Genomic DNA, 11491 nt, shown 5'->3' with positions numbered 1-11491 from the left:
TGGAACTAACGGGTAAGTATTGTTTCATTAAGAATAATTTCTTTTAGGAAGATTGTTGTACAAGGTGGAGTATATTTATAAATCTAAAAAGACAGTATTAATTATAGCTTTGGATATTATTTGTATAGCTATCTTTATAAAGCTATTAATGAAAGATTTATGGAATGTAAACGAAGTGTTGTTAAAAGAAGAAGTGTTTGTTATTTTAGGTGATATTTGCGATTATTTTAAGGGTTATTTTGCACATCCAACTTTAAAACCCAGCTACCTTCACATGAGAAGATTAGCTGGGTTTCTTCATTATTTACGTCAAATCGCTGCTCGGCTGTAATCATCTAAAATAATCGTCAACCAAGGTCGTCATTTCTCATTTCCCCTTTGATTTAATTGTAATATTAGAAGGATTTTAATAGGTTAATGGACGTAGAATAATGCAGGGTTTTATAACGTGAATGGTAATAAAAAACTCCCTTTTCAAAAGGCAATGTTGCGTGTTCAGAAAAGGGCGAGTTTTGGAACAAATAATAAAAATTAGCAGATAGCTTAAGGGGCGTTTTTAATTATTTTCAGCAAACGGATCATATTGTTGAGTAACAGATTATGCACATAATGGAGAGTTGAAATAAAGTTTAAGTAACTTTAATGAAGTTTTGAAATAAAGTATTTTTTTTCAACAACTTATTGCACACTAAAGCATATATTGTACATATACGATATACACAAGGGAGATGCCATATGATCGCTTTGGAGGTTAAAGGTTTAAATAAAAAGTATAGAGATTTTCATTTAAAGGATGTATCGTTTCAGCTGGAAAAGGGTTATATTATGGGTTTTATCGGTGCCAATGGCGCAGGAAAAACAACCACCATCAAATCGATTTTGAATATGATTCAATTGGAAAGCGGCGAGGTGCACATTCTGGGCAAGAACATGGCTGAACATGAACTCGAATTGAAACAGGACATCGGATTCGCATTTGGCGGCATCGATTTCTATACTCGAAGCAAAATCAAGAAATTGACCGATGTGATCAAGAAGTTCTATAAGAATTGGGATGATGAAACCTATTACAACTATCTGAAAAGATTCAAGCTGGACGAAAACAAAAAAATCGTCGACTTGTCAAAGGGAATGAAAGTAAAGTACAGCTTAGCCCTTGCCTTGTCCCATGGTGCGAATCTTCTCATTCTCGATGAGCCAACAAGCGGACTCGACCCGGTCGCAAGAGATGATTTGTTGGATATTTTTCAAGAACTCGTATTAAATGGTGAAATCAGCATTCTCTTCTCTACGCATATTACATCTGACTTGGAGAAATGCGCGGATTTAATTACCTTTATCGAAAACGGCCAAATCATCCACAGCTCGGAAAAAGAAGAATTTAAGGAATCCTATCGCCTGCTGAACGGAAATGAAACCCAGCTGAACCAGGTGAAAGAGAGGTTGATTTCATATAAAATCAATTCATTCGGCTTTACGGGATTGATCCGCTCATGCGACTTCGATACCTCTTCTGATATAAAAGCAACCATACCAAGTCTCGAGGAAATCATGATTTATTTCGCGAAAAAGGAGGATATGTATGTATAAATTAGTGATGAAGGATTTAAGATTAGGAATAAGTCCTTGGTTTCTGGCACTGCCTTTTTTTGCAGGCGCCTTAATGCTTATTCCCAGCTGGATTTATTTTATCGTTCTTCAGTATTTTTTCTGGATCTCGGTGCCAAATATTTGTGCTCAATTTAAAGCGCAGAACGATCTAATATTTACCACGACAATGCCTGTATCCAGAAAAGACATAGTGAAGGCAAGAGTAACCGTTATTGTTATCCTGGAATTATTGCATATTGTGATAGCAATGATCTTTGGTTTGTTCACGATTCACTTGTACCCGGATATGACCTACTATTTCTTCGCACCACATATGGGTTTTTGGGGGCTGTGTTTTGTCATGCTTGCAATCTTCAACATTATCTTTATCTCCTTATATTACAAAACGGCGTATAAATATGGTCTTGCGGCGACTGCATCCATTACGGCTGCTTTGGTTTTTTCCGGAGGTGCACAATGGTTGGGAATCCAGAATTCTTTTGTGTTTGACATTTTCAATGGTTCTGGTGCCGATAGTACAGCGCTTCAAATATCAATTCTGATTGCCGGAATTGCAATATTTACAGTATTCACTATTGCAGCCTGCAATATAGCCATTAAACGATTGGAGAAAGTGGATATTTAATGAACATAGCTATTTCAAACACATCTGAAAAACCAATCTATCAGCAGCTTTTTGAACAAATCAGCGCTAAAATTCTCAAGGGTGAGATAGAAAAAGGTTATAGTTTACCCCCAATACGACAAGCAGCCAAAGAATTGAGCGTTAGTGTTATCACTATAAAAAAAGCTTGGGAAGAACTTGAACGAAGTGATTTGATTTATACTATAACTGGTAAAGGGTGTTTTGTAGCCGAACTCTCACCCGGTGATATGCTTCAAAAACGTAATGAAATGATCATGAAGCAAATGGTTGTTGACACTTCTTATTACAAATCCCTTGGCCTTACCATAGAAGAGGTTTTTGAGCTTCTGAAGAAGGTTTATTAAGAAAATACACCTGCCATACGACATCTGCAATTTGGCCCGATTGCTGAGCTAAAAAGATCCTGCAATCAGCACAGATTTTTTGACCGAACTTTGTTATAAACATTCAGACTTTAAAAGATATACTGTTTATAAAAATTCACATCGGATGAGCAGGTGACAAAATGCCGTTTCTGTTTAAAATTAAGATGTTCCGCAAACGGGTGCAATTGCCGAACAATGAGCAGTCGATTTATTATTAAACCGATCAGAATGGTTCTATAAATGATTGGATGTAAATAATTAAGAAACCCATCTATTTTCCTTATGTGAAGATAGATGGATTTTTGAACCGTTCAACTGCTCCTGCGCAGGACGAATTTATAAGTAGTGTTGTCTTTACTGCCGAGGAAATTGAACCTAATTAACTACCGATAACCCCTGTATATGTTAACTGGAAGTGAATAAGATATACAGTACAACTATCCATCAAATACTCAATAGCAGGAGATTCTGTTAAACTATCGAACTATAGAAATACCATAAAATTCATCAAAAAGCTGAGAGGAGAACATACATTTTGAATAAGAAGGATAATAAGAAGGTTCATATCTACCATATTACATTAACAAACGGTGAACTGCTCCAAAACATTCGAATTGAAGGTTCGCTTGAATGGAACCTTTCAGGTATCGCAGTAAATCTTATTGCTGTGGAAGATGCCGATGGAAAAAAAGTTGTATTGAGCAAGTATCAAATTGTCAAAGCAGAACTGGTAAGCATCGAAGATTAATAGGATTGGTGTGCTTTATCTATAAACGAGCGCAATTGTATCAAGAATTTTGCTAAGTAATTGTCATGCCGATAAGTAACTAGATTTATATATAGTATTCATCATTTGATTTCTTTTTTAATTTAATTTCAGAAAATTAACACTTTAGTAGCTTTTTTGCTTAGTTGCTGTCTAAAAAATGGTCGTTTTTATATAAATGTAAATAGTTCCTTAGTTCATCGTAATACAAATTTTTACATGGTAATGTTTTTAGGAGAGTTTGTTATAATGAAAAAATTATTAAATATTGGGATGATCGTTACTCTGGTCTTTGGTCTGTTTTTTGCAATTACACCAATAAATAAAGCATTTGCCCTATCTTATGATGGTTCAGACCCTGTTTCAACAGGTTGTGCAAATGATGCAGTCACCAAATCCTATAGTTATATTGGTGACAGTGACGATAATATTTATGGAAAAATGGAGCTGAAATGGAGTGCGAAGTGTAAAACATCTTGGGGTAAAATAAATCTTTATCGTGCCGCTCCGTACGATAACGGTGCTTACTATGCGAATGCAACGCTGTATAGTTACACTAGTAGTGGTACTTACAGAAAGAGATATACTTGTGCTAGTGGTGGTGGTAACGGGGCGATAATGAAAGGTCAAACCTCCTGTTATACCGCTCAAGTGTATAATGGTGCTGGGTATAAAGCTAAGGCTAAAGGCTATATCAATTGGGGCATAGCCTCAGGAATGACTGGTTGGTACTAATCCGAAGAATTTAATTAAACAAACTGAAAGGGGTTCGGAATTAAAAAATTCCGAACCCCTTTTGAAATTCCTTACACCGAGATAAAAATGAGCATGTTGCACAGATGTGTTTTGGGGATTTATACTCGCGAAAGCCCTCTTTATTTGTTGTTGAGTACTTTAATAGCTCTCCTGAAGGGCAAAGGTAACAATCAAAATATTCATCGTATACATAGTCCTGTTTGTAGAAGAATCCTTCTTTTGTGCGAGGACGTGTATAAGGTAAAGCCGGTATGATTTCTTTGTTAAATAGGTAGCTTGTAATCGCTGGTGTTTTATAAGCGTTGTACTTTCTTTAATCTCTTTGGGCTCTTCTTTATCAAATTTATCTGGTAGAAAAGGCTTCTTTCCATTTTGAAACAAAAATGACTAAAGTGTTCTATCTAAAAGTTGAAACAAAGTTGATTGGAACGGAAGGTACGAGACTCCTGCGGGAAAAGCGAGTCCAGGGGAGACCCCCCGCAGGCGAAAGCCGAGGAGGCTCCCGGCCCCCCCCGGGGAAAGCGAGTGCCTGGAGTGGAAATCAAAGGCCAAATTGTACAAGCCATAAAAAAATGTAGACAAACTCGATTTTCATCGAGTTTGTCTACATTCTGAAAGGAACTTCGATGAAGATCCTTTTTCAATACCGAAAACACACAAGTTTTGGAACGAGTTTTGGAACAAATTCTATAAATATCCATCAGGAGTAATTTTAAGGGCTAAGTAACTAAAGGAGTAGCATCATGACTTTGACAAATGGCTTTTTTCTGAATGAGTTTAAAACCTTTGTCTGTTTTTCTCGCCCTTGAGTGTTACCCCTACTTTGTATAAAAAAAACTTAAAGCTACATAATATATTTAAGTAATAAAAGGAATACGAAAAAAATTGGAGGGGGTGCAATTTGAGTATAGTACGAGTCTGGCTGGAAAAACGTTCGCCTGCCCAAATTATTACAGGCTATTATTTACTAGCAATTATTATATCAATTCTACTATTTAGCCTTCCCGAGGTTTATAAACCTCGGGTAGAAGTGTCTTTTTTCGATAAAGTTTTCATGGCTGTCAGTGTAGTGACTGACACAGGTATGACCATATTTAATATATCGGAAACTTATAGCGTATTTGGGTATTTTATTATTATGCTCGTGTTACAATTTGGGGGCATTGGCATTATGGCCATGAGCACATTTTTTTGGATACTTTTGGGCCAGAAAATTGGATTAAAAAAACGGCGTCTAATAATGATTGACAATAATCAGTTTGAATTATCAGGACTCGTTCGTTTAGTTCGGGATATTCTAAAGATGATTCTCTTTATTGAACTTTTCGGAGGACTCATTTTGGGATTTCATTTCTTGGATTATTATCCTTCTTGGAAGGAAGCATTTCTTCAAGGCCTATTTGCATCGGTTTGCGCGACGACAAATGCTGGTATGGATATAACCGGAGAATCTTATATTCCTTATGCGAATGATTATTTTGTGCAAATGATAACGATTATACAAATTATCATTGGAGCAATTGGGTTTCCTGTATTAATAGAAGTGAAGAAATATTTATCTAGGAAAAATAGTGAATACCCTTTCCGTTTTTCATTATTTACAAAGTTAACGACAATTACATACGGAGTTCTTCTTGTTATTGGGACAATCCTTATTTTGCTACTTGAATTTCAACATTTTTTTAAGGATGTGTCATGGCATAAAGCGTTTTTTTATGCTTTTTTCCAATCAGCGACTACAAGAAGCACCGGATTTACTACAATGGATATTACAGAATTTTCAATGCCTACGCTTCTAGTTATGAGTATTTTCATGTTTATAGGCGGATCTCCCAATTCTATGGGCGGTGGAATCAGGACGACTACGCTCGCTTTAAATTTATTATTTATTTATAACTTTGCGAAAGGAAAGCGTGATATCAAAGTCTTTAATCGTGAACTTCATCAGTATGATATTTTGAAATCATTAGCCATTACGTTTTTAGCTATCGTCATGTGCTTCATATCGGTTATTGCTATAAGTATTTCCGATAATCAGCAGCAGCTTGTTGCTATCTTTTTGGAAGTTTGCTCTGCCTTCGGTACAGTAGGCTTATCCATGGGGATTACCCCAGATCTTAGTATTTTTGCGAAATGTATTCTTATGATTTTAATGTTTATTGGAAGAATTGGTTTGACTTCTTTCTTTTTTATCATCGGAGGAGAAGACTATAAGGAAGATGATTATCATTATCCAAAAGAGAAAGTTATTACAGGTTAACATCGGGTAGGACCGTGCCTACAGCATGGGGTAATACCAGCAAAGTTGTTACCACCCGCAATAAGAAGACATAAAAAATGATTTGCCATATCAAAATAGTGGTATGGTTGCAACTGAATAGATTATTTTTGTTACGACGATTGTTAAAAATACCCATATTATAAAAGGGTAGTAAAGTGATAAGCAACGGTTACTCTATTCCGCAATGGGCGCGATTGTTGAATAAATAATTAAGAAACCCAGCTAATCTTCTCATGTGAAGGTAGCTGGGTTTTAAAGTTATAGCACTCAAAACTACAAAACTAGCGCAAAATAGCGCCGAAAGTGACAAACACACTTAATGTTCTCTTTGCATTCCGCTCCGTCCCATTAAGCCCGCCTTCCACATCATAAGAAGTGACCTCTCATTACGGTAATGCTCTGCAATGGTTCTTACTTTTTTCCAAAATTGTATCTTGTTCCGATACATCCTGATCTCCCGAATGCACTCTTAAATACTTCAAACTTTCCAGTAATCCCCTTCTTCATTTGCCGCCATTATCTGATGAGATGATGTACCGGCAGTTCGGCAATTGACGGCCTTAAGTAACACAATACACAATTTAAAATCCTCCTATCAGTTTTACTTTTGCTCTCTACCTGTGACTCGATGAATATGTATCATAAAATAGACCATTTCATCTTTTGTAATCTTAGTATCATATGATTTCTCTAAATATAATTTCACTTTTTCAGCACACTCAAATGCTTCAACGTATTTAGTTTTCACCTGGTCATACCAAGAATTTTCTTCTTCAGAAATTAGCTCTCGGTTTAGTAAACGATAAGCCAAGTACCTTAAATGCGTCAAAAAACGGTTATAGTTCAGAGAATCTTCATCCAAGTCTATGCCATAATGGTATTTAACGATGTTTAAAATATTATTAATGATTTTGGTCATTGTCGTCGTTTGTTCCATACCGCGTCCTCCTTGCTGGGCATTTATAAAATGCATAGCAATTGACCCGGCTTCATCTTCTGGGAGTCTTACTCCTGTTTCTTTTTCAATTAGCTCCAAAGCCTCTAAAGCGACATTATATTCCTTTTTGTAAAGCTTTTTTATTTCCCATAGCAGTGCATTTTTCATTTCGATACCTTGTTCGTATCGAATAATAGCGAAACTAATGTGATCCGTTAATGTAAGGTAGATATTATCATTGAAAGATGCATCCAACTTATGCTTTGCATATTGGATGATCTCATTTGAAATTTCTAAATATCCTGCTGGAATCTCGCTAACCAGTTGAGCCAACTTTTCAGATAGTCCATTTGTTTCCAAAATGAATGTCTTATCAACAATCGACATATCTACTTTATCACCTGTTTTTTTGAGATACCCTATTCCCTTTCCCATGATAACAATTTCTTTATTGTCATTTTTCGCCAAAAGAACATTATTGTTGAAAATCTTTTTGATTCTCATCTTTTATTCACCTACCTACCAATTAAGTTTGGAAAATAAAAAACCTAAACCAGCATACAAATAACAATTTTTTTGCTATTTGTATGCTGGTTTAGGTGTCGCCTGCCGAACAGTCACAATCCCTATTTTTCATTTATTTTTATCTATTATAATATAATTAGAAACCGTTTTCAAAGAGAATTATTTACTTCATTAATTAACTTTCTGTTTTTCAGTACTATTTTTCTCTATAAAGAAAATTGAATAGGAATTACTAATTTAATTATATTATTTCGTATCAGTTATTTTGAAAAGAAAAAACCCAAACATTGATCCCCATTAATCAATGATTTAGGTTTTGTCTGCTTTACCGGTAAAAGTCCTATGTTTGGGTTTTTCTTCGGCTATTAAATTGTCAGACCTTCTATTTTCATGATTACTTCTAAAGCACCAAGAGCTTGCTTTGCATCAGAACCCTTCGCTGAAATTTTAATTTCAGCACCTTTGGGAATCCCTAAAGACATAACACCCATGATGGATTTTATATTATCGACTTTATTATTGTAATTTAGATTGATATCCGCATTGAATTGGCTTGCCTGCTGTACCAATACGGTTGCTGGACGAGCCTGAATACCGGATTCGGCCGCTAAAACAAAGTGTTTTCGTGCACGAAAACACTCTCCCTCATCAAATTTTTTGAACCAGCTTATCTTCAAATAAAACTTTTCCATTTGTATCAATGACTTGTTTGTACCAATAAAAACTCTTTTTCTTGCGTCTTTCCAATGTACCGTTACCCTCGTTATCTTTATCGACATAGACGAAACCATAACGCTTTTTCATTTCTCCGGTACCTGCACTAACAATATCGATTGGGCCCCACCATGTATAGCCGATAATCTCACAGCCATCTTCAATGGCCTCTGAAAGTTGAATCAAATGCTTATTCAGGTAATCCATCCGGGCATCATCAATGATATTACCTTCTTCATTGATCTCATCATGACCGCCATACCCATTCTCAACAATGAACAATGGTTTTTGATAGCGGTCATATACTTCGTTGCAAACATACCGTAACCCTTTTGCGTCTATTGGCCAGCCCCAATCAGTTTTTTCCAGATAAGGATTGTCGAGACCCATGATACCACCGGTATTCCCCAAAATTGGCATCCCGGCTTGGTGTGTTGTACTGCGGTAATAGCTGAAGCCAAGATAATCAGCCGTATACTGCTTTATAATTTCTTCGTCGCCCTGTTCCATTTCAACCTGAATGTTATACTCTTTCCAAATACGCTTTGTATAATTTGGATAATAGCCTCTCAGCAATACATCTGAATAGAATAAAGATCTTCTTCTAAGTTCATAAGCATCGAATACATCATCAGGATTACATGTATTTGGATAGATAGGACTAAGAGATAACATGGCACCCATTTGTGAATTTGGAATAATCTCATGGCACATTTTCGTAGCAAGCGCGCTCGCTACAAAAATGTGGTGGCTGGCCTGATAAATATCTTGCAGTTTTGTTTCTTCATTTTTCAGTTCAATCGCACCGGCTGCCAACGGAATAGTGTGCAGATGATTGACTTCATTAAACGCCATCCAATATTTCACTTTCTCTTTATAGCGTCTAAAAATCACTTCAGAATAATTCGTGAAAAATCCGATTAACCTACGGTTTTTCCAGCCTCCATATTTTTTAACCAGGTACAGTGGCGTTTCAAAATGGGAAATGGTGATAACAGGCTCAATTCCATACTTTAATAGTTCATCGAATAAGTCATCGTAGAATTGCAGTCCTTTTTCATTGGGCCCTGTCTCATCTCCGTTTGGAAAGATTCGAGACCATGCGATAGATGTTCGAAAGCATTTCATCCCCATTTCAGCAAATAAAGCTACATCTTCTTTATAGCGATGGTAAAAATCGATAGCCTCATGGCTGGCATAATATCTTCCATCTACAATCTCGTTATCCAATGAACCACCGACAATTCCATTTCTAATCGCGTCATTGATGGAAGGCCCTTTCCCATCCTCATTCCAAGCGCCTTCTGTTTGATTGGCTGCAATAGCGCCACCCCATAAAAAGTCTTTCGGAAAAACATCTTTACTCATATGGATTTTCCCCTTGCTGTGCTAATGATTGCCCTTGCAAAGATTCTCCATTTGTTTCAATTACATTTTGATACCAGTAAAAGCTTTTCTTCTTAATACGACGAAGATCTTTTTCACTTTCTTCATCCCGGTCTATATATACGAAACCATAACGTTTCTGATAACCATTCAACCAGCTTAATAAGTCGGTGAAAGACCATGAGCAATAACCCAAAACTTCAACACCATCTGAAAGGGCATCTTGAATCGCTTCAATATGAGATTTTAAATAATCAATCCGATGATCATCGTTTACAATATCGCCTTCTTCTAACTTATCAAATTCTCCAAGTCCATTTTCTGTAATGAGAACCGGCAAATTATAACGATTAGCGATTCTTCTCAACCCGATTCGTAAACCTTGAGGATCGATTTCCCAATCCCAGTTTGTTGCTTCCAAATAAGGGTTTTTCGCCGACTTATACATGCCCGGAATACCTGAATCTTTAGAAGACCCTTTTTTACCCGTTGTATTTTTAACACCGAGGTCAACGCCACCTTCTAATGGATTTTTATCAACCGTTGTTGTGCGGTAATAGTTTACACCCATAAAGTCTGGTTTTGCCGAAGCCAGCAATTCAAAATCACCTTCTTGAATCGTTGGGGTTAAATTGTTTTCTTCGAGATACTTCCAAGCTGTAATTGGGTAGCGTCCCCATGCGTAAATATCCATCCAGAAATAGTTATTCAAGTCTTCACTATTTTCGAAAGCAAGGATGTTTTCAGGATTGGAATCCATTGGATAGTATGGCTTATAAGCAAAACTAGGTCCTATTTTTCCTTCCGGAACATACTGACGGAACGATTGAATCACTTTTGCATTTGCCAAATTGGCAATGTGGTTTACTTCATACATTCTTTTTCGATCTTTAACTCCTGGAGGATGCAAAGCGGTTTCGTACCCGTAACTAACAAAATAATTTTGTTCATTTAATGAAATCCAGTATTTTACGCGATCTCCATAATGCTTAAATAACGTAATAGCATACTGGTCAAAATCTTCAATTACCTGACGTGACTCCCAACCGCCATATTCATCCATTAATGCCTGTGGAATATCCCAATGATATAGAGTAATCATTGGTTCAATTTTATTGGCAAGTAATTCATTAATAAGATTATTATAAAATCGCAGCCCTTCTTCGTTTACTTCTCCTTTTCCACTAGGGAAAATACGGCTCCATGCGACAGAAAAACGGTACGTTTTTAAACCTTGTTCAGCCATTAAACGAACGTCTTCTTTATAGCGATGATAATGATCTACCGCTACATCACCATTTGTTCCTTTAAAAGTAGTACCTTCAATTTTTGTGTAGATATCCCACACAGAAGGACCTTTTCCACCTTCATTCCATGCACCTTCAACCTGGTAAGCTGCCGAAGCAGATCCCCAAAGAAAATCTTTTGGAAAAGTTGCTTTTGTTTTATGTTCCATCACAATATACCCCCAAAATTTATTTATTCAAATTATTAAGAATTATCA

11 protein-coding genes and 1 pseudogene are annotated in these 11491 nt (G+C 36.4%); 7 read left to right on the top strand and 5 right to left on the bottom strand.

From position 1 onward, the window contains the following. The first annotated feature begins 55 nt into the window (after positions 1–55). From ACQKMH_RS07965 to ACQKMH_RS07940, 6 genes are all read left to right on the top strand, one after another. Positions 56–331 (top strand): hypothetical protein, encoded by a 276-nt coding sequence (locus tag ACQKMH_RS07965; protein ID WP_427586861.1) that lies wholly within the window; start codon positions 56–58, stop codon positions 329–331. A 404-nt stretch (positions 332–735) separates the two neighbouring features. Next, positions 736–1590: an ABC transporter ATP-binding protein gene (locus ACQKMH_RS07960; RefSeq protein WP_427586860.1), complete on the top strand. Its 855-nt coding sequence runs from the start codon at positions 736–738 to the stop codon at positions 1588–1590. Continuing rightward, entirely contained in the window at positions 1583–2236 is a 654-nt protein-coding gene (locus tag ACQKMH_RS07955) for an ABC-2 transporter permease (protein ID WP_427586859.1), read from the top strand. Before ACQKMH_RS07960 ends, ACQKMH_RS07955 begins: the two co-directional genes overlap by 8 nt. After that, positions 2236–2601, top strand: coding sequence for a GntR family transcriptional regulator (locus ACQKMH_RS07950; RefSeq protein WP_427586858.1), 366 nt, complete (start codon positions 2236–2238; stop codon positions 2599–2601). Before ACQKMH_RS07955 ends, ACQKMH_RS07950 begins: the two co-directional genes overlap by 1 nt. Before the next feature lie 556 nt (positions 2602–3157). Next, a complete protein-coding gene (locus ACQKMH_RS07945; protein WP_427586857.1) occupies positions 3158–3370 on the top strand; it encodes a hypothetical protein in 213 nt (70 codons plus the stop codon). Between the two features lie 267 nt (positions 3371–3637). After that, positions 3638–4123: a DUF2690 domain-containing protein gene (locus ACQKMH_RS07940; protein ID WP_427586856.1), complete on the top strand. Its 486-nt coding sequence runs from the start codon at positions 3638–3640 to the stop codon at positions 4121–4123. Positions 4124–4190: 67 nt separating this feature from the next. On the opposite strand, the pseudogene ACQKMH_RS07935 reads toward ACQKMH_RS07940, so the two are convergent. Beyond that, positions 4191–4445, bottom strand: a pseudogene (locus ACQKMH_RS07935) (IS5/IS1182 family transposase); the annotation flags it as partial. A 600-nt stretch (positions 4446–5045) separates the two neighbouring features. Here ACQKMH_RS07935 and ACQKMH_RS07930 point away from each other — a divergent pair. After that, the gene (locus tag ACQKMH_RS07930) at positions 5046–6404 is read left to right on the top strand and encodes a TrkH family potassium uptake protein (protein ID WP_427586855.1); all 1359 of its coding nucleotides are present in this window, start codon (positions 5046–5048) and stop codon (positions 6402–6404) included. Between the two features lie 622 nt (positions 6405–7026). Here the strand turns inward: ACQKMH_RS07930 and licT are convergent. From licT to ACQKMH_RS07910, 4 genes are all read right to left on the bottom strand, one after another. Beyond that, on the bottom strand, positions 7027–7866 hold the full coding sequence (gene licT, locus ACQKMH_RS07925; RefSeq protein ID WP_427586854.1) for a BglG family transcription antiterminator LicT: 840 nt from the start codon (positions 7864–7866) through the stop codon (positions 7027–7029). A 386-nt stretch (positions 7867–8252) separates the two neighbouring features. Beyond that, on the bottom strand, positions 8253–8558 hold the full coding sequence (locus ACQKMH_RS07920) for a phosphocarrier protein HPr (protein WP_427587541.1): 306 nt from the start codon (positions 8556–8558) through the stop codon (positions 8253–8255). After that, complete coding sequence (locus ACQKMH_RS07915) at positions 8536–9969, bottom strand: glycoside hydrolase family 1 protein (protein ID WP_427586853.1); 1434 nt, start codon at positions 9967–9969, stop codon at positions 8536–8538. The genes ACQKMH_RS07920 and ACQKMH_RS07915 overlap by 23 nt, the downstream gene beginning before the upstream one ends. Next, entirely contained in the window at positions 9962–11443 is a 1482-nt protein-coding gene (locus tag ACQKMH_RS07910; protein ID WP_427587539.1) for a glycoside hydrolase family 1 protein, read from the bottom strand. Before ACQKMH_RS07910 ends, ACQKMH_RS07915 begins: the two co-directional genes overlap by 8 nt. Positions 11444–11491: the final 48 nt, after the last annotated feature.

Origin of the sequence: Peribacillus sp. NPDC097895, from assembly GCF_050277555.1 — a bacterium.
Lineage (GTDB): Bacteria > Bacillota > Bacilli > Bacillales > DSM-1321 > Peribacillus.
Note: the sequence above shows the minus strand (reverse complement) of the source record. Positions and strands in the feature narration are given on the sequence as shown.